The sequence below is a fragment of the Streptomyces sp. NPDC002838 genome (assembly GCF_040295365.1).
In the GTDB taxonomy this organism is placed as follows: domain Bacteria; phylum Actinomycetota; class Actinomycetes; order Streptomycetales; family Streptomycetaceae; genus Streptomyces.
This window is the reverse complement of record NZ_JBEOVF010000039.1, coordinates 1-25,899: the sequence shown is the minus strand read 5'-3', so window position 1 is coordinate 25,899 and position 25,899 is coordinate 1. Positions and strand designations below refer to the sequence as shown.

Sequence of the window (25,899 nt, the reverse complement as noted above, 5' to 3'; positions counted from 1 at the left end):
CTGGGCTCAGCTGAAGGAGTCGCCGCAGGCGCAGGAGCCCGTCGCGTTCGGGTTGTCGATCGTGAAGCCCTGCTTCTCGATGGTGTCGACGAAGTCGATCGACGCACCGCCCAGGTACGGGGCGCTCATGCGGTCGGTGACGACCTTCACGCCGCCGAAGTCCTTGACGACGTCGCCGTCGAGGGAACGCTCGTCGAAGAAGAGCTGGTAGCGCAGGCCGGAGCAGCCGCCGGGCTGAACGGCGACACGCAGGGCCAGGTCGTCACGGCCTTCCTGGTCGAGCAGGGCCTTGACCTTCGCCGCGGCGGCGTCGGACAGGATGATGCCGTCGGTGACGGTGCTGGTCTCGTCCGATACGGACATCTACATCTCTCCCGGGTTGTACGGAGACTGCTTGCCGACGGTTGCAACCGGCGGGGCCGCGGATTCATTCCGGGCGGCACTTGTTCTTTTCGCCTGTTCCTTCATGCTCGCACACCCGCACTGAAGCGAACAGCGGTCTTCTTCCCGGCCTTCGGGATTCATGTCACATCGACGCTATGACCATCGTCAAAGTGACGTGAAGCGTTTATGATGGATAGCGTCAGTTCGACGAAAAGTAGAAAGGGTGCGTGTCGTGACCACCGCCCAGACCCCGGAGCTCGACGTACAGCCGACTCCTCTTGCCCTGCTGCTCCTCGGCCGTGAGGCCGACCCGAAGAGCGAGCGCGGTGTCGAGTGTCCCGGCGACCTGCCCTCGCCGTCCGACCCCGACCTGGTCGAGCGCGCCCGCGCGGCCAAGGAGAAGCTCGGCGACAAGGTGTTCGTGCTCGGCCACCACTACCAGCGCGACGAGGTCATCCAGTTCGCCGACGTCACGGGTGACTCCTTCAAGCTGGCCAGGGACGCGGCCGCGCGCCCGGAGGCCGAGTACATCGTGTTCTGCGGTGTGCACTTCATGGCGGAGTCCGCGGACATCCTGACGTCGGACGATCAGAAGGTCGTCCTGCCCGACCTGGCGGCCGGCTGCTCCATGGCCGACATGGCGACGGCCGAGCAGGTCGCCGAGTGCTGGGACGTGCTGACCGAGGCCGGCATAGCCGAGCAGGTCGTGCCCGTCTCGTACATGAACTCCTCCGCGGACATCAAGGCGTTCACAGGCAAGCACGGCGGCACGATCTGCACCTCGTCGAACGCGAAGCGGGCCCTGGAGTGGGCCTTCCAGCAGGGGGAGCCCTCAACAACAAAGGTGCTGTTCCTGCCCGACCAGCACCTCGGGCGCAACACGGCGGTCCGGGACATGGGCATGTCCCTGGACGACTGCGTGGTCTACAACCCGCACAAGCCGAACGGCGGCCTGACCGCGGAGCAGCTGCGCGCCGCGAAGATGATCCTGTGGCGGGGCCACTGTTCGGTGCACGGCCGCTTCAGCCTGGACTCGGTGAACGACGTGCGCGCCCGGGTCCCCGGGGTGAACGTCCTCGTCCACCCCGAGTGCAAGAACGAGGTCGTGGCGGCGGCGGACTACGTCGGCTCGACGGAGTACATCATCAAGGCCCTGGAGGCCGCGCCGGCCGGTTCCAAGTGGGCCATCGGCACGGAGCTGAACCTGGTCCGCCGCCTGGCGAACCGTTTCGCGCCCGAGGGCAAGGAGATCGTCTTCCTCGACAAGACGGTCTGCTTCTGCTCCACGATGAACCGCATCGACCTCCCCCACCTGGTCTGGGCCCTGGAGTCCCTGGCCGAGGGCAACCTGGTCAATCGCATCGAGGTCGACAAGGAGACGGAGGCGTTCGCGAAGCTGGCGCTGGAGCGGATGCTGGCACTGCCGTAGGTCCGTACGGAGGCCTCGCTCACCCCGAGACGGGTTTCCGCTCGGGGTCGGCGGGGTCGAGGGTGAAGACGGTGCCGTCGGGAGTGGCCGTGAGCAGGGCGCTTTCGAAGAGTCGCACCATCGATCTCCCGCCGAGAACCGCGCGTGAAGACCTCGTCCTCCGCGGACTGGCCACGCACCACTGCGGATCGTGCTTCTACAGCAGCAAGTCCCCTTGGCCAGTGGAGTGTTGGCGGTCACCCTTTCGATTCTGGGCCTCACGCTGGCGACGCTGTTCGGCACATTCATCCTTGCCCCGGCGGCCTCCGCCGCGGACTACGGCTGCGCCGGGTCACAGATCGACAGCTACCCCGTGCGGACCGAGAACCTTAGGCGGTACGGCACCATACCCCCGGGTACTGCATCAGAGTTTTCAGAGTTTATGGAGCCATCAGGTTCCTGAACGAAGTCGCGCAGGGTGGCGACGGTGTGCGGGCTCCGCTTCGTCCGAAGCCGACGACGGGGACGGCGGGGTGTCCGTGGCCACCAGCAGGCCGATCGCGCCCGTCGCCGCGAAGGGGATGGAGACGAGCAGGATCAGCGGCTGGACGAGCGAGCGGAAGGTCGCGAACAGGAGCATGAAGACCATCGCGATCGCCGCCAGCATCGCCAGACCCAGGTTCTTGAACGCGTCGTCCTGGTTCTGGGAGACACCGCCGATCCCGGCCGTGGCGCCCGCCGGGAGCTTCAGCGCGTTGATCTCGGACTGGAGGTCCGCGCTCACCGCGTCGGTGTTGTCGCCGGTGGGCTTGGCCGTGATGGCGGCCGTGCGCTGACCGTCGATGCGGGTCATCGAGACCGGGCCGTCGACCAGCTTCACGTCGGCGATGTCGCCCAGCTTCACCGAGCCAGGGGCAGGCCCTTCAGCTGGGCCAGCGTCTCGGCCGGCGTGGGCCGACCTGATGGCCCGGGCAACGGCCGCGCCGAGGGTCCGGTCGTTGAAGCCCGCCGCCGCGGCCTTGGTGTTCGCCTTCACCGAGATGCGCGGCACGCTCCGCGAGAGGTCGCTGCTGACGTCCGTGACGTCGTCCAGGCCGGCCACCGAGTACGGCCGAGTTGAGCTCACTCCACCCTTGGACGTACCAGGCCCGACTCGTACGCGATCACCACGAGCTGGGCCCGGTCACGCGCGCCCAGCTTGGCCATGGCCCGGTTGACGTGCGTCTTCACGGTGAGCGGGCTGACCTCGAGGCGTTCGGCGATCTCGTCGTTGGAGTGGCCGCCGGCGACCTGCACCAGCACCTCGCGCTCCCGCACGGTGAGCGCCTTGAGGCGCTGCGCGCGGGCGGGGTCGCGGCCGTCGTCCGCCGCGTCGCCCTGCGCGAGGAAGCGGGCGATCAGGCCCTTGGTGGCCGCCGGGGAGAGCAGGGCCTCGCCGCCGGCCGCGACCCGGATCGCGCTGAGCAGTTCGTCGGGCTCGGAGCCCTTGCCGAGGAAGCCGGAGGCGCCCGCGCGCAGCGACTGCACGACGTAGTCGTCGACCTCGAAGGTGGTCAGGATGACCACCCGGACATGGGCGAGGGAGGGGTCGGCGCTGATCATGCGGGTGGCCGCGAGGCCGTCCGTGCCGGGCATCCGGATGTCCATCAGCACGACATCGGCGCGCTGTTCCTTGGTCAGCCGCACCGCCTCCGCGCCGTCGGACGCCTCGCCCACGACCTCCATGTCGGGCTCGGAGTCGACGAGCACGCGGAAGGCGCTGCGCAGCAGCGCCTGGTCGTCGGCGAGCAGGACGCGGATGGTCATGCGGGTTCCCCCGGGTCTCCCGTGGCGGCTGTGCGGGTCCTGACCGGCAGGATCGCATGGACCCGGAACCCGCCTCCGTACCGGGGACCGGTGGTGAGGGTGCCGCGCAGGGCGGTGACGCGCTCACGCATGCCGAGCAGTCCGTGCCCGCCGCCGCTGTCCGGGTCGTCGTCCTCGCCGCTGCCGTTGTCGAGGACGGTGACCTCGATGTTCGGTCCCACGCGTACGACGCTGACCTCGGCCTTCGCCTCCGTACCGGCGTGCTTCTGCACATTGGTGAGGGCTTCCTGGATCACGCGGAAGGCGGCCAGGTCGACGGCGGCGGGCAGGGTGATGCCGTGGTCGGCGCGGGCCACCTCGACGTGCAGGCCGGCGTTGCGGAAGGTGCCGACGAGTTCGTCGAGCCGGTCGAGGCCGGGGGCGGGTTCGGTCGGTGCCTCCGGGTCGCCGGACTGGCGGAGCAGTCCGACGGTGGCGCGGAGTTCGTTGAGCGCGGAGCGGCTGGCTTCGCGTACGTGCGCGAGGGCTTCCTTGGCCTGGTCGGGGCGCTTGTCCATGACATGGGCGGCGACTCCGGCCTGGACGTTGACCAGGGCGATGTGATGGGCGACGACGTCGTGCAGATCGCGGGCGATGCGCAGGCGTTCCTCGGCGACGCGGCGGCGGGCCTCCTCCTCGCGGGTGCGCTCCGCGCGCTCGGCGCGTTCTCTTATGGCGTGGACGAAGGCGCGGCGGCTGCGGACGGCGTCGCCCGCGGTGGCGCCGATGCCGGTCCAGGCGAAGATGCCGAGGTTCTCCTGGGCGTACCAGGGGAGGGGCCCGGCGAGCATCGCGGCGCCGGTGAGGACCGTCATGGTGAGCAGGCCGACACGCCAGGTGGTGGGGCGGTCGGTGGTGGAGGCGACGGTGTAGAGGGCGATGACCGCGGACATGGCGACGGGGGCGCGGGGGTCGCCGATGACGGACTCGATCAGGGAGAAGCCGCCGGTGAGGGCGAGGACCGTCAGGGGGGCGCGGCGGCGGAACACGAGGGCGGTGGAGCACAGGGCGATGAGGACCAGGCTGAGGGAGGCGGGCGTGCGCACGCCCCAGGTGACGCCGTCCGGTCCGCGTGGGTCCACGAACGAGCCGGCCACCATGCAGGCGAGAACGCCGGCCGCGAGTATGGCGTCCAGCGCCAGGGGGTGCGCTTTCAGCCAGAGCCGGGCGCGTTCGATGGTGCTCACGCTGGACAAGGTACGGGGCGTCGTTAGGACCGTCACTGGGGGCTCCGCCTCCAGATCCCGGGACCTATGACCACCGACCACCCGACTCGGCCGGTCAAGAGGGCCCCCGGCTACGGCCGACCGGCGTTCAGATGTTGCCCGGGATCAGCCCGTCGTCGCTCAGCAGTTCCCGGACCTCCTCCAGCGTCGCGTCCGGCGACGGCAGGATCAGCTCCGAGGGTTCCAGAGAGTCGTCGGGCAGCGGGGTGCCGAGCTCCCGGACCTTGTCCAGGAGCGCGTGCAAAGTGGCGCGGAAGCCGGGGCTGTCGCCGCTCTCCATCTCGGCGAGCAGCTCGTCGTCCAGCTTGTTCAGCTCGGCGAGGTGGCTGTCGGCCAGCCTCACCTGCCCCTCTCCCATGATCCGTACGATCATGTCGCCCTCCTAGGCGTGGGCCCCGGCTGTCGTCCGGTGTGGCTACTGCTTGTCGAAGCGGGGGGTGTCCTGCGGCTGCTGCTGGGACTGCTGCTGGCCCGTGCCACCTTCGATGGCCTGCTGCCCGGAGGTACCGCCGGCCAGCTCCGCCTTCATGCGCTGCAGCTCCAGCTCTACATCCGTACCACCGGAGAGCCGGTCCAGCTCGGCCTGGATCTCGTCCTTGTGCATGCCGGACTGGTCGTCCAGGGCGCCGGAGGCGAGCAGTTCGTCGATCGCGCCGGCGCGGGCCTGGAGCTGCGCCGTCTTGTCCTCGGCGCGCTGTATGGCCAGGCCGACGTCGCCCATCTCCTCGGAGATGCCGGAGAACGCCTCGCCGATCCGGGTCTGCGCCTGGGCCGCCGTGTACGTGGCCTTGATCGTCTCCTTCTTCGTGCGGAAGGCGTCGACCTTGGCCTGGAGTCGTTGGGCCGCCAGGGTGAGCTTCTCCTCCTCTCCCTGGAGGGTGGCGTGCTGCGTCTCGAGGTCCGTCACCTGCTGCTGGAGCGCGGCGCGGCGGGAGAGCGCCTCACGGGCCAGGTCCTCACGCCCGAGCGCGAGTGCCTTGCGGCCCTGGTCCTCCAGCTTGGACGACTGGGACTGCAGCTGGTTCAGCTGGAGTTCCAGGCGCTTGCGCGACGTGGCCACGTCCGCCACGCCACGGCGCACCTTCTGGAGCAGCTCCAGCTGCTTCTGGTACGAGTAATCGAGGGTCTCGCGCGGGTCCTCGGCCCGGTCAAGGGCCTTGTTCGCCTTCGCGCGGAAGATCATCCCCATACGCTTCATGACACCGCTCATGGGCTTCGCGCGCCCCCTTCTGACGGACTCCAGCTCACAGGTCTGCGACAGAACCCACAGTACGGGCCCTGCTTCCATTACCGCACTGTTCGGGGACGGATGCGCTCATCCCCAGGGACGACTGACCAAGATCTTGCTCCGGCGTAAGGAGTAGGTGACCTTCAGGGATGAGCAGTAGGTCACCGGACGTCCCCTCTGTCCCCACTAATGACGACTGGTGTTGCCGGATCGTTCCCCGTGGGGCTGGGGTCCATGCCCCCGAACCCCGTACCCTTGGATTTTGTGTTCCGTAGCCGTGCCAAGGACGAGAAGGCCGTGACCGCCGACAAGGCGTCGCCGACCGACTCCACGCAGCCCCGAGACCCGCAGGCCCCGAAGGGTCGCCCGACGCCCAAGCGCAGTGAGGCCCAGGGCCAGCGCCGCAGCGTCGCCAACACGTCGATGACGCGCAAGGAGGCCGCCAAGCGTCAGCGCGACGATCGGCGTGCGCAGCTGGAGAAGCAGCGCCAGGCGCTCGCCGGCGGTGACGAGCGGTATCTGCCGGTGCGCGACAAGGGCCCGGTCCGCAAGTTCGCGCGCGACTTCATCGACTCGCGGTTCAACGTGGCGGAGTTCTTCCTGCCGATGGCCGTGGTCATCCTCGTGCTGAGCATGGTGCGGGTGGGGGCGCTGCAGAGCATCGCGCTGCTGCTGTGGCTGGTCGTGATCGTGCTGATCGTGCTCGACTCGTTCGCCACCGGGTTCCGCCTGAAGAAGCGGCTCGCCGAGCGCTTCCCCGACCAGAACCGCAAGGGCGCCGTCGCCTACGCGCTCATGCGCTCCCTCCAGATGCGCCGGCTCCGGCTGCCGAAGCCGCAGGTCAAGCGCGGAGAGCGGCCCTGAGCACGACGCCGTTCACCGGGGGTGCGGCGGATGCCTGGCTGAACAAGGTGGGCGGGCTGCGGGATGTCGTACGACAGGAGCTGGTGGCCCGGCAGCTCGACGAGCAGATAGTCGGGCGGTTCCCGGTCGGGCGGCGGCTGCGGGTGCTCGATGTGGGGATGGGCCAGGGCACGCAGGCGCTGCGCCTGGCTCGGGCCGGGCATCAGGTCACCGGCGTCGAGCAGGACCCCAAGATGATCTCTGCCGCCCGGGAGGCCCTTGCCGCCGAGCCCGAGGGGATCCGGGAGCGGGTGCGGCTCGTCCAGGGCGACGGCCGGGACACCGGGGTGCACTTCCTGCCGGGCAGCTTCGACGTCGTGCTGTGCCACGGCGTGCTCATGTACGTCGAGGAGCCGGACCCGCTGCTGGCGGGGCTGGCACGGATGCTGGCCCACGGTGGGCTGCTGTCGCTGCTCGTGCGGAACGGCGACGCGCTGGCGATGCGGCCGGGACTGTCCGGGGACTGGGCGTCGGCGCTCACCGCCTTCGACACCACGGCATACCGGAACCGGCTGGGGCTCGATGTGCGGGCCGACCGGCTGGAGACGCTCACCGCGACGCTCGCCGGCATCGGAGCCCCGCTTCAGTCGTGGTACGGCGTGCGGGTCTTCACCGACACGGCGGCCGACGACTCGGAGATCCCGGCCGACGTGGAGGCACTGCTGGCGGTCGAGGAGCGGGCCGGGCGGACGGATCCGTATCGGGGGGTCGCGGCGTTGCTGCACCTGTGCGGGGTGCGCGGCTGAGCCCGTTCGGGCGTCCAGCACAAGCCGGATATTCACCCCCAAAGAGAAACTCGGGGCATGGATGTCTCTCGTACCCGTGCCCTGCGGCTGGTCGCCGTCCTCGCGTGTTCCGTCGCGCTCCTGGCCGGATGCACCGGCTCCGGTTCCTCCGGTGAGAAGGAGAACTCGACCACGCAGGCCGCCGTTCCCGCCGTGGACAGCGATCTGCAGAGCGACTACCAGAAGGTGATCGGGGACGTTCTGCCCTCGGTCGTGCAGATCCAGGCCAGGGGCGATCTGGGGTCGGGAGTCGTGTACGACGGCCGGGGCCACATCGTCACCAACGCCCACGTCGTCGGGGACGAGAAGACCTTCCGGGTGACGACCGCCAACAGCGAGGACGCCCTCGCCGCGACGCTCGTCTACTCGTATCCGGAGCAGGACCTCGCCGTCATCAAGCTGGACCGGGCCCCGGGCGGACTGAGGGCGGCGGCCTTCGGTGACTCGTCGAAGGTCGAGGTGGGGCAGATCGTCCTCGCCATGGGCTCGCCGCTCGGGCTGTCGTCCAGCGTGACGCAGGGGATCGTGTCGGCGACCGGACGGACCGTCACCGAGAGCCGGGGGGACGGCGGTACGGGCGCGACGATCGCCAACATGGTGCAGACCTCGGCCGCCATCAACCCGGGCAACAGCGGGGGCGCACTGGTGAACCTCGACGGGCAGGTCATCGGCATCCCGACGCTCGCCGCCACCGACCCCGGCTTCGGGGACAGCGCGGCGCCCGGCATCGGGTTCGCGATCCCGGCGTCGACGGTGAGGAACATCGCCGACCAGATCGTCGAGGACGGCAGGGTCACCGAATCGGGACGGGCGGAGCTCGGCATCACCGGTCGCACGGTCGTCGACGACGACTACCGGGCCGCCGGGGTGGCCGTGGTCGAGGTGACGGATGGCGGGCCCGCCGACAAGGCGGGCATCGAGGCCGAGGACATCATCACCAAGGTGGGTGACACGGACATCACCACCATCACCTCACTGGCCGAGGCGCTGGCGGCGCAGAGGCCGGGGGACAGGACATCGGTCACCTTCACCCGCAACGGCAGGGAGAGGACCGTGGAGGTGACACTGGGTGAGCGGTGAGGAGGGGCGGCCGGCGCACGACCGCCCCCGTTTGTCCTACGCCTCCTCAGCTGCGCGCAGGCTCATCGGGCCGTAGATCTCCGTGGAGTCCTCGAACAGCCGGACCTGGTCCGCGCCGCCTTCGAGCAGGGCCTTCCAGTTCTCCCCGAGCCAGGATTCGGCATCCCCCTGCGTGGTGAACTCCTCCGGCTGCACCGCGGGCTGGACCTCCGCCCCGTCGGCCTTCTCGAACCGCCACGTCCATGCCGCCATGTACGCCTCCAAGATCTGAACACAACAGAGCAGCAGCCTATGCGTTCCGCTGGGTGCCGTTGTAAGACCTTGGGTGATCGGTCGTGTGCGGGCCGTTCGGGACGCCGGGCGCGCAAGATCATCAGTGACCGGGGAAAATCGAACCGTGGAACTGACTCTGCTCGGCACCGGTGCCCCCGCGGGACTCCCCCGCCCCGCCTGTCCCTGTGCGACCTGTGCCACCGCGCTCGGCGCGGATGCTCGCGCGGCGACCGCGCTGCTCGTGGACGGGACGCTGCTGCTGGATCTGACGCCCGGGGCGGCCTTCGCGGCCGCCCGGGCGGGGCATTCGCTGGGCGGCGTACGGCAGGTGCTGCTGTCGCATCCGCACGAGGGCCCGGCGGTCGAGGTGCCGGCGGGGCTGCCGCAGCCCGGGCGGGTGCCGGACGGGCGGGAGTTGGCGCTGCTGACGGGGCATCGGGTGCGGGCCGTGGCGATGGACGCGCCCGGTACCGGGTACGCGGTGACCGGCCCGGACGGGCAGCGGCTGCTGTACCTGCCGCCGGGGGGTGCGCCGGCCGGTCTCGAGGAGGGTTCCGTCGAGACGTACGACATGGTCCTCGCCGATGTCGTGGGCCGGCCGGACGCCCTGGCCAAGCTGCGGGCGGTGGGGGCGCTGGGACCGGCGACGGACGTGATCGCCGTACATCTCGACCACGACGTGCCGCCGGGTGCCGAGGTGCGGCGGCGGCTGGCCGCGGCGGGGGCGCGGGCCGTGCCGGACGGGACGACGCTGGTGGTGGGTGTGTACGAGGACGTACCGGATGTGCCGCGGCGGACGCTGGTGCTCGGCGGGGCGCGGTCGGGGAAGTCGGTGGAGGCCGAGCGGCGGCTGGAGGCCTTCCCGGACGTGCTGTACGTCGCGACCGGCGGGTCCCGCAACGGCGACGGCGAGTGGGCCGCGCGCGTCGCCGCGCACCGGGAGCGGCGACCGGGGTCGTGGCGTACGGCCGAGACGTGCGACCTGGTGCCGCTGCTGAAGGACGACGGGCCGCCGCTGCTCATCGACTGTCTGTCCCTGTGGCTGACGGACGCGATGGACGCCGTCGGGGCATGGGACGACGCGGAGTGGGCGGACGGCGGGGAGCGGGAGCTGCGGGCGCGGGTGCGGGAGTTGACGGAGGCGGTGCGGGCCACGCGGCGCACCGTGGTCGCCGTGTCGAACGAGGTGGGGTCGGGAATCGTGCCGGCCACGGCGTCCGGGCGCCGCTACCGGGACGAACTCGGGCGGCTGAACGCGGCGTTCGCCGGCGAGTGCGAGCAGGTGCTGCTGGTGGTGGCGGGGCAGGCGCTGGTGCTACGGGGTTGACGCCTCGCGGCGGGCGATCAGGCGGTAGGTGTTCGAGAAGCGGGTGAGGCTGAGCAGCGGTGCCAGGGCGAGGTCGATCGCCTTGGCCGCGGCCAGCAGCGGAAAGATCACCCATGGCTTGGGCAGGGCCGCGGACAGCGCGGCCGACAGGTCGTGGGGGATGTGCGCGGTCCTGCGGTCCGTCTTGACGATCGTGCAGCCCAGGGACTCCAGCTCCGTGCGGAGTTCGTCCAGGGACAGCAGGTGGAGGGGGCCGGGCCGGGCCCCCGGGGACCATCGTCTGCCGAGGAGTACGGCGAACACGCTCTGCGGGTCGGGGGCTTCGACGAGCAGGTGGCCGCCGGGGCGGAGTACGGCCACGGCGGCGCGGAGTTCCGCGCGGGGGTCCCGGGTGTGCGGCAGGTGGTGGAGCATGCTGACGACGTCGTAGCGGGCGCGCAGCCGGGTTGTGATCCGCGGGTCCGTCAGCCGGCCCACGTACGCCTCCTCGATGCGCTCGGCCGAGCGGGCCCACTCGACCCTGGTGGTGGCGTCCAGGCCGTCGAAGGACGTGTAGGGGAACAGTTCCCTGGCCGCCTCGGGCAGGTGGGCCTCGCCCGTGCCCACGTCCAGCCAGCTCTCCGGCTCGGGGAACGGCAGCATCGCCCGGACCGTGGAGCGAAGGCGTCGTGCGGGCGGTGCGGACATGGGCGGCTCCCGGAGACGTACGACAATCCGCTGCAAACCGGAACGTATGGGATGCCGATCTTGAGCGCAACGACGCCGCACGGTCGTCGTACGGCTGTCGTGACGACGTGGCACTGACCTGTTCGATCAGGGCCGGTACTGTTCGGCGAATGAGCTCGCTTAATCTCGACGACTTCACCGATCTGATCGAGCGCCCCGACGGTGGTGTGCGCCGCGATGCCGAGGCGCGCCGGGAACGTCAGATCGTGCCGCCCGGTGCACTGGGCCGCCTCGACGACCTGGGTGAGTGGCTTGCCGCGGCACAGTCCGCCGTACCGGTGCGACCGATCGAACAGCCGCGGGTCGTTCTGTTCGCCGGCGACCACGGAATCGCCGAACTGGGCGTCTCGGCACGGCCCGCGGGCACGGCCGACGAGCTGGTGCGGGAGGTGCTGGAGGGCGGCCGTCCGGTGTCCGTGCTCGCCCGGCGGCTCGGGGTGCCCGTGCGGGTGGTCGACATGGCGCTGGACTGCGACCCGGAGACGTTCCCGGGCGAGGTCGTACGGCACCGGGTGCGGCGCGGCAGCGGGCGGATCGACCTCGAGGACGCGCTCACCCTGGAGGAGGCGGAGGCCGCCTTCCGGGCCGGGATCGCGGTGGCCGACGAGGAGGCCGACTCCGGTACGGATCTCGTGGTGCTCGGCGATGTGAGCGTGGGCGGGACCACGGCGGCGGGCGTGCTGGTCGCCGCGCTGTGCGGGACCGACGCGTCCGTCGTGACCGGGCGGGGCGGGCAGGCGATCGACGACCTGGCGTGGATGCGCAAGTGCGCGGCGATCCGGGACGCGCTGCGGCGGGCCCGGCCCGTGCTCGGGGACCAGTTGCGGTTGCTGGCGGCGGTGGGCGGGGCCGACCTCGCCGCGATCACGGGCTTCCTGCTGCAGAGCGCGGTGCGGAAGATGCCGGTGATCCTGGACGGCGTCGTGGTGGCCGCCTGTGCGCTGGTGGGGCAGCGGATCGCGTTCCGGGCGCCGGACTGGTGGCTGGCCGGGCAGAACAGCGGGGAGCCCGGGCAGGGCAAGGCCCTGGACCGGATGGCCCTCGAACCGCTGCTCGATCACGGGGTGACGGTCGGGGAGGGGGCGGGGGCGCTGCTGGCGTTGCCGCTGGTGCAGGCCGCGGCGGCGCTGGCCGCCGAGCTGCCCGAGAACGCGGAGGTTCCCGAGAAGTCGGAGGGGTCCGCGGAGCCGGGGGATTCCGGCCAGTCGGATTGGACGTAGCCACTACGGCACGAAGCGGGCATGGTCCCTCCTTCATGGGACGTGCCCGCCGCACCCACGAGATCCAGATCACCCGGGTTTCCCTCAACTTCACCGTGTTCCGATCGGTCTTCGAACGTGCCGCACGCACCAGGAGACAGACCGATGAACACGCTCGCCCGCCGGGCCCGCGCCGAATGGGGGCCGCTGTACGTCACCGTGCGCGAGCCGCTGCTGGGGCGCGGGTGGCGGGCGGTCCCGGTGACCATCCCCATGTCCGTCGCGGCCGTATGCCTGACGGCCGCGCTGCACTTCGTGCACAACCAGTCGTGGGGCTATCAGTTCGTACAGGACGTCGGGGCCGTGCGCGCCGAGGACCCGCTGTGGCCGGCCCTCCTGCGCACTCCCCTGTCGCTGTTCGTGCCCGCCCTGGATCTCCCCGTCTGGGGCGCCCTCGCGCAGGTCCTGCTCCTGTTCGGGATCGCCGAGATCTGTCTGGGCCGGTGGCGCACGCTCGCCCTCGCCTACACCGCCACGCTCGCCGGGACTCTCTACGCGCGCGTGGGCATCTGGCTGGGCCCCGACCACCCCCTGGGTCTGCCCGGCTCGGACGCGCACGTCGTGGACACCGGCCCGTCGGCGGCCGTGGTGGGCCTCGCCGTGTTCGTCGGATGGCGCTACGGCGCGTACGTCACCGCGGGCGCGGTGATCGCGGCGATGGTGGTCGAGGTGGCGGTGAAGGAGAACCTGGCCGGCAAGGAGCACCTGGCGGCGATCCTGGCGGTGCTGGTGCTGTGCGGGGTGTCGGCGCCGCGTCACCGGCGTTCCAGGGAGCGGGCGGGCTCGGGATCCGGTCTGCCGCCGATCAGGTCCTGAAATCTGCGGCGGGGGCCCAGCCAGCGGCGGTCGTGGTGGTAGGCGCGCAGCCTGGACCTGGCACGGGCGCGCGGGCGGCGGCGGTAGAAGCGCTTGGCCCAGGGGGAGCCGGGGCGGGCCAACCGGATCGCGCCCACGAGGGCGACCAGGGGGACGATCACGCCGAAGATCGCCATGCGGACCTTGCCCTTGCTCAGGGCGAGGAGGGCGAAGAGGAAGTTCACCGCCACGCTCGTGATGACGGAGCCGCGGTCCTGGAGTTCGTCGTCGCTGAGGTCGTTGACGCCGAAGGGCACGAAGCCGACGAGGACCAGGCCGACCAGGGCCGCCGTGAGCACCACGACCTCGACGCTCTTGCGGCCGGCCTCGGTCCAGTAGACGTCGGCGAGGTGCAGGATCAGCGCGAACTCGTCCAGGACCAGGCCCGCGCCGATGCCGAAGATCACCGCGGACACGGCCGAACCGATGCCGTGCTGGGTGCCGGCGACCGCGCCGAAACCGCCGACGACGGTGAGGATGACCCCGGGGACCACGTGGTGGATGTGCACTCCCCCGGAGCTGACGTTGCCGAAGGGCCCCTTGCCCGCACGGATCGTGCGGGTGATGACGCGGGTGATCAGGAAGGTCAGGATGAACGCGGTGAGGGCGAGGAGCAGCGGCAGCTTGTCCGGCTCGATGATGTTCCGCTCCCACCAATGTCCCATATATGCACTTTATCCACGGCTGCCGCAGACGCTCTCGCGACCGCCGGGTAACCTTCGCCGGTGCCCACGACCTCCTCGCCGCTCTCCTGGCCGGACGGCCTCCGCTTCGCCTTCGGCACCCTCACCGTCCTCCCGGTCAAGGTGACCCGCTGGGACCGGGAGGCGGCCCGCGCCGGCATGCTGTGCGCCCCGCTCGCCGGGCTGGTGGTCGGCGCCTCGGCCGCCGTGCTCGGCGTGTTCCTGCTGTTCCTGGGCGCGGGTGAGCTGCTGGCCGCCGTCGCCTCCGTCGCCGTACCCGCCGCCCTCACCCGTGGTCTGCATCTCGACGGGCTCGCCGACACCGCGGACGGGCTGGGCAGCGGCAAGCCCGCCGAGGACGCGCTGCGGATCATGAAGCAGTCGGACATCGGGCCGTTCGGGGTGATCACCCTCGTCTTCGTCCTGTTCGCCCAGGTGGCCGCGCTCGCACAGCTCTACGGCGACTCCTGGGCCCGGGGTGCCGTGGCCGCCGTGGTCTCGGCGACCGCCGCCCGGCTCGCCCTCACCCTGGCCGCCCGCACCGGCGTACCGGCCGCCCGGCCGGAGGGGCTGGGGGCGGCGGTGGCGGGCGTGGTGCCGGTGCGGGGCGCGGTGCTCGCCGCCGCGGCCGTCACGCTGGCGGCGGCCGGGGCGGGGGCGTTCTTCGGGCCCTACGACGCCACCGTCGCCGTCATGCTGGGGACGACCGGCACTTGGGCGTTCCCCGGGCCGTACGACGCCGTCCGCACGGCACTCGCCGTCCTCGCCGCCCTCGCCGTCGCCGAAGTCCTCCTACGGCACTGCACGCGCCGCTTCGGAGGGGTCACCGGGGACGTCTTCGGCGGAGTCGCGGAGACGGCGGCGACGACCGTGCTCGTGATGCTGACGCTGGGGCGTTAGCAGGCCCGCCGCCACACCCCGAGTTCGTACTTCTTCAGCATCGAGCTCAGGTTCAGGCGGCGGGAGTCGGAGCAGAAGCGGTGGGTCGGCAGTTCGTACTCGACGTGGAAGACGGCCTTGCCGGCCGCCACGAAGGGCTTCAGGGCGGCGCATTCGTCGTACTGGGCGCACTGTTCGTTGACCGCGAAGTCGAAGTCCCCGACCAGCTGCGGGATCTGGTCCAGGTCGTTCTTCAGGCCCACCGCCATGCCCCGGTCGTGGGCGAGTTTCGCGATCAGGCGGTTGTAGCGGAGCTGGTCGGAGGCCTTGAGCGGGAAGCCGGTGCGGTTGCGGTAGCCGTCCATGTTGTCGGGCTCCACCGCGTCGAAGCCCTTCTCCCGGCACATGTCGATACGGGCCGCCATGAGTGGCTCCAGGACATCCGTGCGACGGATGTCGAGCCAGCGCTCGCCCTCCCAGCCGTTGCCCCGGCCCAGCACCGGCTTCGGGAACTTCTTCGCATCGGGGCGCCAGTCCTCCCAGGCGCCGGTGGAGAGGTAGCAGATGACCTTGCGGTCCGCGCGGTGCAGTGCGGCGACCGTCGCCTTGGAGTGGTCGAAGCCGTCGATGTCGTAGACCGGCACGTCGACGGACGGGTCCAGCCGGCCGCTGAGCTGCCACTGCCAGGCGGTGCCGGGGCGGGGCTGCCATCGCTCGTCGCTGGGCTTGTCGTCGCGGACGGTCGTGCAGGCCGCCAGCAGCAGGAGCAGGGCGATCAGCGGGGTCGGGCGTCTCACCGGGCGGGCTCCAGGGTGTGCGGCAACGTGCCCCAAGGATGATCGCCCTCACCCGGCACCGCACAGTGGACCGTGGCGCCCAGCGAGCGGGCCGGCTCCGCCAGGTCGACGTCGGGCGGGACGCCGTACACCAGGTGGCACAGCCGTACGCCGGTGGAGCCGGGCCACGGCTGCGGGCGCAGGCGGCGGTACGACGTCCAGGTGCCCTCGAAGGTGACGAGCAGGTCCGCGATCCGGGCGTAGGCGGGGTGCGGTGGGGTGCCGTGGTTCAGGGCGAGGGTGCCGAGGCCGACGCCCCAGGCGGCCACGGCCAGCCGCTGGTAGTGCGTGAACTCCTCCGGGCCCGCGGCGACCTGGTCGAGGAAGGCGCCGTCCGCGCCGTACCAGTCGCGGTGCCGGGTGAGGTCGCGGACGACCTCCGGGTGCGGTCGGCGGCCGTAGTCGGTGTCGGCGTACCCGAGCACCCGTACACCCGCCGTCCGCAGCCGGGCGGCCACCTCGGCGAACGCCGGGTCGGGGCGGTCGCCGGGGCCGCTGGCCGGGTTGAGGACGACGCCGTAGAGGCGGGGGGCCGCCGCGACGATGGCGTCCCATTCGGCGGGGCGGGCGGACGGGTGCTCGTAGTACGGGACCAGCAAGGTACTCATCGGTGGGCGGTTACCCTCCCCAGCAGGCCGCAGACCAGCCCGGCCTGCACGGCGGCCGCCGTCCCGTACACGATCAGGCCCACCCAGTGCGGGTCGCCCGCGTGCGTGACCAGGGACAGGGTCTGGGCCAGCGCGGCGGCGCAGCAGACGGTCGCCGCGCTGGTCACCGCGCCGAAGGACTGGAGCAGCAGGCCCGTCCACAGGACCACGCCCAGCAGGAGCAGGCCGGCCAGGCGGATGCCGCCGATGCCCGGCGCATGTGGCCACAGTGCGGAGGTCGCGAGGCTGAGGACCAGCAGGGAGGCCAGGTAGCCCGCCAGACACTGGACGACCGTGCGGGCCGTGCTGCGCCAGAAGGCCTTCGGCGTGCTGCTGGAGCGCAGTCCGGCGAGGCTGCCGCTGCGGAAGCGGTACAGCAGCCATTCGGCGGGGCCCATGCTGAGGGTGAGCGCCACGGCGGCGGGCGCGGCGATCGCACTGTGCTCCTCGCCCGTGAGGACGTCCCCGAGCGCCGCGTAGAGCACGAGGACACCGCTGCCGAGGCCGAACAGGGCGTACGGGAGGGAGCCCGCGAGCCAGGGCGCCGCCACACGCTGCCGCCCGGACGCCGTCCCGAACGCGCCGAAGGGCAGCAGGGCGGTCAGTCCGGAGGTCCAGCTGCCCTCGCCCAAGTCCTTGAGGGCGGGCGCCACTTCGCGCAGTGCGAGGACCGCGACCACCGCGAGGGAGCCCAGCAGCAGGGCGAGTCCGGCCGTGTCGGGGACAGGGTGGACCAGGGCCAGGGCCGCGCCCGCCGTCATCGGCAGCAGGGCCGCCAGCAGGGCCCGTTCACGGCCCATCACGAGCAGGACCGTGGCCGCGCCGAGATAGCCGGACTGGCCGGCGGCGAAGGCCACCGCTGCCGGGTGGGCCGTACCCGCGACGGCGAACGCGACCAGGGCGCCGAGCAGCGCGCCCATGGGAGCCCCCACCAGCAGGGAGCGGCGGGCGGCCGACCGGTCGCCCAACCCGAGCCAGGAGTACGCCCGATGGGCCAGCCCCTGGTTCCAGGTCCAGCCGCACAGGGCGCCGGCCAGCAGCGGGACCGTGCCCGCCGGGAGGCTGAAGTCGCCCTTCGGGCCGACGAGCAGGGGCGCGCCGAGGACATAGCCGAAGCCCGGCAGGGCGAAGACGACCCCGCGCAGCAGACAGCCCAGCAGGCCGACCTGCCACGGATCGTGGACCGGACCGCCGGGCTCGGGGTGCCGGCGTTCGACGCGGCCGTAGAGCTCCTCGGCGAGCGCGAAGGAGTTCTTCACGCCGTACCGCTCGCGTATCTGGTCGTCGGACAGGCCGTCGGACTCCAGCAGGGCGGCTATCTCGTCGGGGTGGACGGCCGCGGCTATGAAGTCGTCGAGCCGCTCGGCGAGTTCGTCGATCGGGTCGGGCCGCGCCCAGCTGGGGGTGCGCTGCCGGGGGACGTAGGGGAGGGTGTCCGGGCGGGAGCCCGGGGGCATCCAGAGGCTTCCGCTCACCAGCCGGCCCCGTCCGTCGCGACCCCCGCGTACCACGGGTCGCGCAGTTCGAGGGTCCAGTCGGCGACCGTCTCCAGCGTCGGCTCGTAGACCTCGTCCCCGCCTGCGAGCTCCTGGTAGATCGTCCGGAAGGCGTCGACGCTGCGGCGCAGGGTGAACCGGTCGATGACGCGCTGGCGGGACAACTCGCCCAGTTCCAGGCGTCGTTCGTCGTCCCGGAGGAGCGTCAGTGCGGCGGCCGCCATCTTCTCCGGCTCGCGCGGCGGGACGACCAGGCCCGTGTCGCCGACCGCCTCGCGCACTCCCCCGACGTCCGTCGACACCGTCGTACGGCCGCAGGACATCGCCTCGATGATGGAGAACGGGAAGCCCTCCGAGATCGACGAGAGCATGACCACGTGACCGGCCGCGTAGGCCCGCCAGACCTCGCTGATCCGGCCCTCGAAGGTCAGGCCGTCCCGCACGCCGAGTTCGGCGGCGAGCTTCTCCAGCTTGGTGTGGTAGGCCTCGCCGCCGGGTGGCACCGGACCGAAGAGTCTGAGCCGGGTCTCGGGGATCTCGGCGCGCACGAGGGCGTAGGCGCGCAGCAGCGTCTCCAGGTCCTTGATGGGGTCGACGCGTCCGCACCAGGAGAGCGTGGGGACCTCGGGCTCGGGGCCCGCGTGCGGGAAGGCGGCCGGGTCGACGCCGTTGTAGACCGTGCGGATCTTGTCGCCGTCGGCGCCGCCGCGCTCCTCCCAGCGGCGGTTGTACTGGTTGCACGGGGTGATCAGATCGGCGGCGCGGTAGCCGAGGGAGTTCAGCTCACGGTAGAAGCCGAGCATGAATGCCTTGACCGGCCAGCGCTGTTCGCCGCTGCGGTAGCCGAGGTAGCGCTCGCGAAGGTAGATGCCGTGCTCGGTGAGCAGGAAGGGGACACCGTCCAGCTTGCGGGCGGCGAGCGCGGGCAGCGTGGCCAGGCCGCTGCTGACGGCGTGGGCGACTGTGCCTTCGGGGGACTCCGAGATGCGGACACCCAGGGGTCTCAGGGCGTGCTCCAGCAGGTCGGTCGCGGTGAGCGCGTCGTGCACCGTCGGGCGGGCGGCCGCGGTCGCCAGATGCGGCATCGTCCAGATCCACATCAGCGAGCGCAGCGCGGACTCCGTGCGCAGGGCCGCCGACAGGCGTCCGTCGCGGGCGAGTTCGGCGAGCTCGTACAGCGCCTCGCCGAAGTCGCAGCGCGCCTCGGGGTCGAGGAAGGCGAGCAGGAGACGCTCGTAGGAGTCGATGAAGCGGCGACGGGCCCTGCCGTACGGCGCCCGTGCCCGGCCGGGTCGCGGGCCCCAGGTCGGTACGGAGGTGTGCCGGTGGACATTAAGCGGCAGCTCCCAGGTCACGGGTTCGCGGCCGCTGCCGGTGAGCGACAGGATGTGGAAGTCGACCTCCGGCATGCCCCTGACGAGCTGGTCGCACCAGGTGCTGACCCCGCCGTGGACATGCGGATAGGTGCCTTCGGTGAGCATGGTGACATGACGGCCGGTACGCATCGCTGCGCGGCTCCCCCCTGTGGTGCGGATGACGTTCGGGGAACTGCGGCCCGGACCCCGGCTGCGGGCTGGTCGCGCAGTTCCCCGCGCCCCTATGGGGCGCTCCTCTACGGCAGCTTCAGCGTCAACGCGGTCTGCAGCGCGGCCGGCGTGGTCCAGGCCGAGCGCGCTCCCGCGTAGGGCGTGCCGAAGGTGGTGGTGCCGATCAGGAGCTGCTTCTGCGTCCCTTCTGGTGCGGTCACCGGGATCTGCGTCCCGGACGGTGCGGTGACGGTCACGGTGGTGCCGATCCGGTACGCGGTGACCTGGCCGTTCTGCAGAGCCGTCCGCCAGGCGGCGCGGCGCTGGAGCTCGGTGCCGATGGCGCGCTGGGCGAGGTTCTCCACCGGGGTGTTGCCGGCGAAGAGCGCCGCGTAGTCGGCCAGCACCCTTTCCATGACCGGGTACAGGGTCCGGTCCTCGGCCAGGTTGGACTGGTGGGCGTAGTGCGGGCGGGGGTCGTTGCCCACGACGTGTGAGAGGGCGGTGCGCGCCTCCCGCGGGACGATGTACTCGTCGTAGCCGGTGACGGCGTCCAGTGGCTCGTCGAGGCAGGTGGACGACGGGTCGCTCTCGCAGACACCGCTGCCGCCGTCGGCCGCCGAGGTGTAGATCCAGTTGTACTCGTCGGCCATCTCGGCCTCGGTGCCGACGTTGTAGTACACGTTCATCGGGTGGCGCGGAACGGTCAAGGCACCGCCCACCGCACGCTGCCCGGGCTCGCGGGAGTTGTCCGAGGCGATCCACTGGATGCCGTTGTCGGCGAGCGCGCCGGCCAGGTTCGGGTTGTCGTCGGGCTGCTGGGGCGTGGTCCTCAGGCCCGAGTGCTCGCCGGTGACCAGCTCGGAGCGGTCGACCGGGACGCCGTGCGCGAGCGCCCAGTCGTGGTTGTCCGCGATCTCCGCGGAGATGTCCGCGCGGCTCATGTACCGCGTCGAGCCGTCGGCGTTCTTGGCGCAGCTCCACGGCACGGTGGTGGTGTCCTGGACGCAGCCGAGGTACGGGTGCGTGTAGGTGTGGTTGATCCAGCGGTACTCGTCCTTGTCGGCGAGCAACCGGTCGGCGAGCGGGTCCGTGCCGCCGTTCTCGCTCTTCCACTCCTCGCCGGAGCCGGCGTTGTAGACCATGTCGAGCGTGAACCCGTGCTCCCGCTGCCACTGGGTCGCGTACTGCGCGTCGGCCGCGGTCATACGGATCGGCGTGGTCCCCTCACCGTCGCCGCCCACGCAGTCGAAGTCGCCGGGTGTGCAGTTGCGTTCGGTGTCCCAGCGGCTGTCGGGCGCGAAGACGTCGTCGACATGCACAGCGAAGTAGTTGCGACTGCGACCGAGGTGCACGCCCTGAGTCAGCCATTCCACGATGCCCCGGGCCAGCACCCGGAACTGTTCCTGGTGCTGGTTGTAGGCGAAGGTCACCACCAGCTCGCGGCGCCCGTCGTGGGCGTACTCGCCGAGCAGGCTTCCGTTGCCCTCCCCCGCCGGCACGGGAAGGTCGACATAACTGGTGAATCCCTCACGGGGCTTGGCGGCGAAGCCGTAGGCCTCCTGCACCGAGGTGTCGTTGTTCTCGAACGTGAAGGCGCCGTCGAGGTAGCCGAAAGGTCCCGCCTTGCCGGCCGCGGTGACGGAGGCGTCCCGCCCGTCGAGGGTGCCGGCCCAGCCGCCCTGGCTCGTGTAGTCCAGGCCGACCTCCGGATGTGCCCAGGTGTAGGCATCGACCTGCGGGATGCCGTAGGTCCGCTCGTAGGCCTCCAGGGCGGTCTGCTCGGCGGAGCCCGCGCCGAACGGGGCCTCGTTCGGGAGCACGACGCCCTGGTACTTGGCGCGGGGCGTGCCGTTCACCGTGTCGCTGAGGAACGCCTGCGTGATGGTCGGGCGGTTCGCGTCGGTCAGGTCGACCGTGGTGTACGGGATGCCGGTGCTCTCCAGCTGGGCGGTGATGGCCTGGACGGGGCTGTCGCCGTTGTCCACCACCAGCACCTTCAGGTCGATGCGCGGCTGCTCCGCGGCCGACGCGCCGGGCGTGCCCAGTCCCAGCGCCATGAGCCCCGCGGCCGTCAGCGCGGCGGCCGTGGTTCTGCATCTGTTTGCGTGCGCACTGTGCGCCATGGTCGTCCTCCCCCAGAAGATCCCCCGCAGGACCCTCATGTGGTCGATCAGAGGAGGATCCGTGGAAATCATGCAAAGCGGCGAGCCGCATGCTCGCCGTAACCCGACGAGTGTGACTCAGCTCACCGGGCGTGGGGATCAAGAAGTGACCACGACGCCACCGACAGGTGAATGCCCGCAGGAATGATCGAAAGCGACCCCGAGCGTAGGCTCGTGCCAGGTGTTTGCCTGTCCAGGTAGAGACCGTCTCGCAGGAGGGATCCAGGGTCGTTTGTCGGGCCCGGTCGACCCACCCGCATTCGGCCACACCACACTTCGATCGGAAGCGAGATTTCACCACCGTGACTGCTCTCACTCTCAGCACCACCGCGGCGCCCGGCCTGCGGGCCGACGCGATCGTGATCGGTGTCGCCAAGGGCACTGCGTCCCGGTCCGGGGACCTGGTCGTAGCACCGGGCGCCGAGGCCGTGGACAAGGCGTACGACGGCAGGCTCGCCGGCGTCCTGGAGACCCTCGGTGCCTCCGGTGCCGAGGGCGAGGTGACGAAGCTGCCCGCCCCGGCCGGCTTCAAGACGCCGCTCGTGGTGGCGGTGGGCCTGGGCGCCGAGCCCGAGAAGGACTCCGGGTTCGACGCGGAGGCCCTGCGCAAGGCGGCCGGCGTGGCCGCGCGCGCCCTGGCCGGTTCCAAGAAGGCCGCGTTCGCGCTGCCGCTCGCGGACGCCGCCGACGCCGGAGTGGTCGCCGAGGGCGTGCTGCTCGGCGCCTACTCCTTCGACACCTACAAGGACAGCGGCAAGGACGCGAAGGCCAAGGACGCCAAGGGCAAGAACGGCAAGGCGCCGCTCGCCGAGGCCGCGCTGCTCGGCGGCAAGCCCCGCGACCGCGCGTACAAGGCGGCCATCGAGCGCGCCACCGCCGTGTCCGAGGAGCTCAACCGGGCCCGCGACCTGATCAACATGCCGCCGAACGACCTCAACCCGGAGGCGTTCGCCGCCGTCGCGCAGGCCGCGGCCAAGGAGCACGGCATCAAGGTGCAGGTGCTCGACGAGAAGGCCCTGGCCAAGGGCGGGTACGGCGGCATCCTGGGCGTGGGCTCCGGCTCGGCGTCGGGCCCGCGGCTGGTGAAGCTGTCGTACACCTCCTCCAAGGCGAAGAAGCACCTCGCCTTCGTCGGCAAGGGCATCACCTACGACTCGGGCGGCATCTCGCTGAAGCCGGCGGGCCACAACGAGACGATGAAGTGCGACATGAGCGGTGCGGCCGCCGTGTTCGGCGCGGTGGTCGCGGCCGCCCGGCTCGGGCTCGAGGTCAACATCACCGGCTGGCTGGCGCTCGCCGAGAACATGCCGTCGGGCTCGGCCACCCGGCCGGGTGACGTGCTGCGTATGTACAGCGGCAAGACGGTGGAGGTGCTGAACACCGACGCGGAGGGGCGGCTGGTCCTGGCCGACGCGCTGTGGGCGGCGTCTCAGGAGAAGCCGGACGCGATCGTGGACGTGGCGACGCTGACCGGGGCGATGATGCTGGCGCTGGGGAACCGGACGTTCGGGATCATGGCCAACGACGACTCCTTCCGTACGGCGGTGCACGAGGCCGCGGAGGAGGTCGGCGAGCCGGCGTGGCCGATGCCGCTGCCGGAGCACCTGCGCAAGGGAATGGACTCCTCGACGGCCGACATCGCGAACATGGGTGAGCGGATGGGCGGCGGGCTGGTCGCCGGGCTGTTTCTGAAGGAGTTCGTGGGTGAGGGGATCACCTGGGCGCACCTGGACATCGCGGGGCCGGCCTTCAACGAGGGCGGGCCGTTCGGGTACACGCCGAAGGGCGGTACGGGGACCGCGGTGCGGACGTTGGTGCGGGTCGCCGAGCTGACCGCCGCGGGTGACCTGGGCTGAGGCCGTTGTCGGTGACGGGGCCCCGCGCGCGGGTAGGGCGGGGCCCCGTCGCTTGTCCTGGGCCCTGTCGTCAAATTCCCGCCTGCCCTTCGGGCGGACGACGGGAACTTGACGACAGGGCCCAGGACAGGAGAGTGCCCGCAGGACATGAGAGTGCGACGTCTCACACACCGGCCCGGCGTCTCGTCCTGTCTCCACAAGTGCGAAGATGGGCCTCGGCAGGACAGGGCCCCCACCGAAGGGCCGAAGAACGAGCGGCCGGACACCAGCCGCCGACCGGTCACTGGAGACCGGCGTGGCGCACATGCATGGAGGACGTGACGTGGCGAACGACGCCAGCACCGTTTTCGACCTAGTGATCCTCGGCGGTGGTAGCGGTGGTTACGCCGCGGCCCTGCGCGGGGCGCAGCTGGGCCTGGACGTCGCCCTGATCGAGAAGGACAAGGTCGGCGGCACCTGCCTGCACCGAGGTTGCATTCCCACCAAGGCCCTGCTGCACGCGGGCGAGATCGCCGACCAGGCCCGCGAGAGCGAGCAGTTCGGTGTGAAGGCCACCTTCGAGGGCATCGACGTACCGGCCGTCCACAAGTACAAGGACGGGGTCGTCGCCGGCCTGTACAAGGGTCTGCAGGGGCTCATCGCCTCCCGCAAGGTGACCTACATCGAGGGTGAGGGGCGCCTGTCGTCCCCGACCTCCGTCGATGTCAACGGTCAGCGCGTCCAGGGCCGCCACGTGCTGCTCGCGACCGGCTCCGTGCCGAAGTCGCTGCCGGGCCTGGAGATCGACGGCAACCGCATCATCTCCTCCGACCACGCCCTCGTCCTGGACCGCGTACCGAAGTCCGCGATCGTCCTCGGCGGCGGTGTCATCGGCGTCGAGTTCGCCTCCGCCTGGAAGTCCTTCGGTACGGACGTCACCGTCATCGAGGGCCTGAAGCACCTCGTCCCGGTCGAGGACGAGAACTCCTCGAAGCTTCTTGAGCGCGCCTTCCGCAAGCGCGGCATCAAGTTCAACCTGGGCACCTTCTTCTCGAAGGCCGAGTACACCCAGGACGGTGTCAAGGTCACCCTCGCCGACGGCAAGGAGTTCGAGGCCGAGGTGCTCCTGGTCGCCGTCGGCCGCGGCCCGGTCTCCGCCGGTCTCGGTTACGAGGAGCAGGGCGTCGCCATGGACCGCGGTTACGTCCTGGTCGACGAGTACATGCGCACCAACGTTCCCACCATCTCCGCCGTCGGTGACCTGGTCCCGACCCTCCAGCTCGCGCACGTCGGCTTCGCCGAGGGCATCCTGGTGGCGGAGCGTCTGGCCGGTCTGAAGACCGTCCCGATCGACTACGACGGTGTCCCGCGGGTGACGTACTGCCACCCGGAGGTCGCCTCCGTCGGTATCACCGAGGCCAAGGCCAAGGAGATCTACGGCGCGGACAAGGTCGTCGCTCTGAAGTACAACCTCGCGGGCAACGGCAAGAGCAAGATCCTCAACACCGCGGGCGAGATCAAGCTCGTCCAGGTCAAGGACGGTGCCGTGGTCGGCGTCCACATGGTCGGCGACCGCATGGGCGAGCAGGTCGGCGAGGCCCAGCTGATCTACAACTGGGAAGCGCTGCCTGCCGAGGTCGCCCAGCTCGTCCACGCCCACCCGACGCAGAACGAGGCTCTCGGCGAGGCCCACCTGGCCCTGGCCGGCAAGCCCCTCCACGCGCACGACTGACCCTCGGTCGACGAACGCGACGACACAGACTTCCGCACTTTCCGTAAGGAGCAACCGAAACCATGGCGGTTTCCGTAACCCTTCCGGCGCTCGGCGAGAGCGTCACCGAGGGCACTGTCACCCGCTGGCTGAAGGCCGAGGGCGAGCGCGTCGAGGCTGACGAGCCGCTGCTCGAGGTGTCGACCGACAAGGTCGACACCGAGATCCCCTCGCCCGCCGCCGGTGTCCTGGCGTCCATCAAGGTCGCCGAGGACGAGACCGTTGAGGTCGGCGCCGAGCTGGCCGTCATCGACGACGGCACGGGCGCGCCCGCTGCCGCCCCGGCTCCGGCCGTCGAGGAGGTCGCCCCGCCGGCGCCCGAGCCGGCCCCGGCCGCCCAGCCGTCCACCGAGCAGGCCGCCCCGGCTCCTGCTCCCTCCGCCGAGGCCGCCGCCGGCGCCGGTACCGCCGAGGGCACGGACGTCGTCCTGCCCGCGCTCGGCGAGTCCGTCACCGAGGGCACGGTCACCCGCTGGCTGAAGGAGGTCGGCGACTCCGTCGAGGCCGACGAGCCGCTGCTGGAGGTGTCGACCGACAAGGTGGACACCGAGATCCCGGCGCCCACCTCCGGTGTGCTGCTTCAGATCGTGGTCGGCGAGGACGAGACCGCCGAGGTCGGCGCCAAGCTGGCCGTCATCGGCGCCCCGGGCGCGGCTCCGGCCGCTGCTCCGGCCCCCGCCGCCCCGGCCCCGGCGCCCGCTGCCGAGGCCCCGGCCCCGGCTCCGGAGCCCGCCCCCGCCGCTCCGGCCCCCGCCGCCCCGG

At 71.3% G+C, this 25,899-nt stretch carries 24 protein-coding genes and 1 pseudogene; 11 read left to right on the top strand and 14 right to left on the bottom strand.

Features of this window, described 5'->3' with window-relative positions; translation table 11 throughout:
• Positions 1–6: 6 nt before the first annotated feature.
• A complete protein-coding gene (locus ABT063_RS36675; RefSeq protein WP_030582488.1) occupies positions 7–363 on the bottom strand; it encodes an iron-sulfur cluster assembly accessory protein in 357 nt (118 codons plus the stop codon).
• Between the two features lie 253 nt (positions 364–616).
• On the opposite strand from ABT063_RS36675, the gene nadA reads away from it, so the two are divergent.
• Complete coding sequence (gene nadA, locus ABT063_RS36670; RefSeq protein ID WP_351064607.1) at positions 617–1,813, top strand: quinolinate synthase NadA; 1,197 nt, start codon at positions 617–619, stop codon at positions 1,811–1,813.
• 508 nt (positions 1,814–2,321) lie between these two features.
• Here nadA and ABT063_RS36665 read toward each other — a convergent pair.
• From ABT063_RS36665 to ABT063_RS36645, 5 genes and pseudogenes are all read right to left on the bottom strand, one after another.
• Positions 2,322–2,897 (bottom strand): annotated as a pseudogene (locus ABT063_RS36665) (efflux RND transporter permease subunit); the annotation flags it as partial.
• A 17-nt stretch (positions 2,898–2,914) separates the two neighbouring features.
• The gene (locus ABT063_RS36660) at positions 2,915–3,598 is read right to left on the bottom strand and encodes a response regulator (RefSeq protein WP_351064605.1); all 684 of its coding nucleotides are present in this window, start codon (positions 3,596–3,598) and stop codon (positions 2,915–2,917) included.
• A complete protein-coding gene (locus ABT063_RS36655; RefSeq protein ID WP_351064603.1) occupies positions 3,595–4,824 on the bottom strand; it encodes a sensor histidine kinase in 1,230 nt (409 codons plus the stop codon). The genes ABT063_RS36660 and ABT063_RS36655 overlap by 4 nt, the downstream gene beginning before the upstream one ends.
• 127 nt (positions 4,825–4,951) lie before the next feature.
• Positions 4,952–5,236, bottom strand: a complete 285-nt coding sequence (gene pspAA, locus ABT063_RS36650) for a PspA-associated protein PspAA (protein WP_351064601.1) — start codon at positions 5,234–5,236, stop codon at positions 4,952–4,954.
• A 42-nt stretch (positions 5,237–5,278) separates the two neighbouring features.
• Complete coding sequence (locus ABT063_RS36645; protein WP_351064600.1) at positions 5,279–6,061, bottom strand: PspA/IM30 family protein; 783 nt, start codon at positions 6,059–6,061, stop codon at positions 5,279–5,281.
• Between the two features lie 219 nt (positions 6,062–6,280).
• Here ABT063_RS36645 and ABT063_RS36640 point away from each other — a divergent pair, with 219 nt between their 5' ends.
• The 3 genes from ABT063_RS36640 to ABT063_RS36630 all read left to right on the top strand — a co-directional run bounded on the left by ABT063_RS36640 (position 6,281) and on the right by ABT063_RS36630 (position 8,859).
• Positions 6,281–6,955, top strand: a complete 675-nt coding sequence (locus tag ABT063_RS36640) for a DUF3043 domain-containing protein (RefSeq protein ID WP_351064598.1) — start codon at positions 6,281–6,283, stop codon at positions 6,953–6,955.
• 83 nt (positions 6,956–7,038) lie between these two features.
• Positions 7,039–7,740, top strand: a complete 702-nt coding sequence (locus ABT063_RS36635) for a class I SAM-dependent methyltransferase (RefSeq protein WP_351064708.1) — start codon at positions 7,039–7,041, stop codon at positions 7,738–7,740.
• A gap of 57 nt (positions 7,741–7,797) precedes the next feature.
• Positions 7,798–8,859: a S1C family serine protease gene (locus ABT063_RS36630; RefSeq protein WP_351064596.1), complete on the top strand. Its 1,062-nt coding sequence runs from the start codon at positions 7,798–7,800 to the stop codon at positions 8,857–8,859.
• 36 nt (positions 8,860–8,895) lie between these two features.
• On the opposite strand, the gene ABT063_RS36625 is transcribed toward ABT063_RS36630, so the two are convergent.
• Entirely contained in the window at positions 8,896–9,111 is a 216-nt protein-coding gene (locus tag ABT063_RS36625; RefSeq protein ID WP_095756111.1) for a hypothetical protein, read from the bottom strand.
• A gap of 145 nt (positions 9,112–9,256) precedes the next feature.
• Between ABT063_RS36625 and ABT063_RS36620 the strand changes: the two genes are divergently transcribed.
• The gene (locus ABT063_RS36620; protein ID WP_351064594.1) at positions 9,257–10,459 is read left to right on the top strand and encodes a bifunctional adenosylcobinamide kinase/adenosylcobinamide-phosphate guanylyltransferase; all 1,203 of its coding nucleotides are present in this window, start codon (positions 9,257–9,259) and stop codon (positions 10,457–10,459) included.
• Here ABT063_RS36620 and ABT063_RS36615 read toward each other — a convergent pair.
• Complete coding sequence (locus ABT063_RS36615; RefSeq protein WP_502990953.1) at positions 10,448–11,146, bottom strand: class I SAM-dependent methyltransferase; 699 nt, start codon at positions 11,144–11,146, stop codon at positions 10,448–10,450. The genes ABT063_RS36620 and ABT063_RS36615 overlap by 12 nt on opposite strands.
• 149 nt (positions 11,147–11,295) lie before the next feature.
• Here ABT063_RS36615 and cobT point away from each other — a divergent pair, with 149 nt between their 5' ends.
• Complete coding sequence (gene cobT, locus ABT063_RS36610) at positions 11,296–12,405, top strand: nicotinate-nucleotide--dimethylbenzimidazole phosphoribosyltransferase (protein ID WP_351064592.1); 1,110 nt, start codon at positions 11,296–11,298, stop codon at positions 12,403–12,405.
• Between the two features lie 144 nt (positions 12,406–12,549).
• Positions 12,550–13,260 carry a hypothetical protein gene (locus tag ABT063_RS36605; RefSeq protein ID WP_351064590.1) on the top strand — a complete coding sequence of 237 codons (711 nt, stop codon included), beginning with the start codon at positions 12,550–12,552 and terminating at the stop codon, positions 13,258–13,260.
• On the opposite strand, the gene ABT063_RS36600 is transcribed toward ABT063_RS36605, so the two are convergent.
• The gene (locus ABT063_RS36600) at positions 13,200–13,964 is read right to left on the bottom strand and encodes a hypothetical protein (protein WP_351064588.1); all 765 of its coding nucleotides are present in this window, start codon (positions 13,962–13,964) and stop codon (positions 13,200–13,202) included. The genes ABT063_RS36605 and ABT063_RS36600 overlap by 61 nt on opposite strands.
• A gap of 60 nt (positions 13,965–14,024) precedes the next feature.
• On the opposite strand from ABT063_RS36600, the gene ABT063_RS36595 reads away from it, so the two are divergent.
• On the top strand, positions 14,025–14,882 hold the full coding sequence (locus ABT063_RS36595) for an adenosylcobinamide-GDP ribazoletransferase (RefSeq protein WP_351064586.1): 858 nt from the start codon (positions 14,025–14,027) through the stop codon (positions 14,880–14,882).
• Here ABT063_RS36595 and ABT063_RS36590 read toward each other — a convergent pair.
• The 5 genes from ABT063_RS36590 to ABT063_RS36570 form a co-directional block, all read right to left on the bottom strand.
• Positions 14,879–15,658: an endo alpha-1,4 polygalactosaminidase gene (locus tag ABT063_RS36590; protein WP_351064585.1), complete on the bottom strand. Its 780-nt coding sequence runs from the start codon at positions 15,656–15,658 to the stop codon at positions 14,879–14,881. The genes ABT063_RS36595 and ABT063_RS36590 overlap by 4 nt on opposite strands.
• A complete protein-coding gene (locus ABT063_RS36585; protein ID WP_351064583.1) occupies positions 15,655–16,305 on the bottom strand; it encodes a spherulation-specific family 4 protein in 651 nt (216 codons plus the stop codon). Before ABT063_RS36585 ends, ABT063_RS36590 begins: the two co-directional genes overlap by 4 nt.
• Positions 16,302–17,819 carry a hypothetical protein gene (locus ABT063_RS36580; protein ID WP_351064581.1) on the bottom strand — a complete coding sequence of 506 codons (1,518 nt, stop codon included), beginning with the start codon at positions 17,817–17,819 and terminating at the stop codon, positions 16,302–16,304. Before ABT063_RS36580 ends, ABT063_RS36585 begins: the two co-directional genes overlap by 4 nt.
• Positions 17,816–19,345 (bottom strand): GT4 family glycosyltransferase PelF, encoded by a 1,530-nt coding sequence (gene pelF, locus ABT063_RS36575; protein WP_351064579.1) that lies wholly within the window; start codon positions 19,343–19,345, stop codon positions 17,816–17,818. Before pelF ends, ABT063_RS36580 begins: the two co-directional genes overlap by 4 nt.
• A 107-nt stretch (positions 19,346–19,452) precedes the next feature.
• Positions 19,453–21,492: a hypothetical protein gene (locus tag ABT063_RS36570; RefSeq protein WP_351064577.1), complete on the bottom strand. Its 2,040-nt coding sequence runs from the start codon at positions 21,490–21,492 to the stop codon at positions 19,453–19,455.
• A 341-nt stretch (positions 21,493–21,833) separates the two neighbouring features.
• Between ABT063_RS36570 and ABT063_RS36565 the strand changes: the two genes are divergently transcribed.
• From ABT063_RS36565 to ABT063_RS36555, 3 genes are all read left to right on the top strand, one after another.
• Complete coding sequence (locus tag ABT063_RS36565; RefSeq protein ID WP_351064575.1) at positions 21,834–23,387, top strand: leucyl aminopeptidase; 1,554 nt, start codon at positions 21,834–21,836, stop codon at positions 23,385–23,387.
• A 322-nt stretch (positions 23,388–23,709) separates the two neighbouring features.
• Positions 23,710–25,098 (top strand): dihydrolipoyl dehydrogenase, encoded by a 1,389-nt coding sequence (gene lpdA, locus ABT063_RS36560; protein WP_351064574.1) that lies wholly within the window; start codon positions 23,710–23,712, stop codon positions 25,096–25,098.
• Positions 25,099–25,160: 62 nt separating this feature from the next.
• A partial coding sequence (locus ABT063_RS36555; protein WP_351064572.1) for a biotin/lipoyl-containing protein occupies positions 25,161–25,899 on the top strand: 739 nt, incomplete at its 3' end.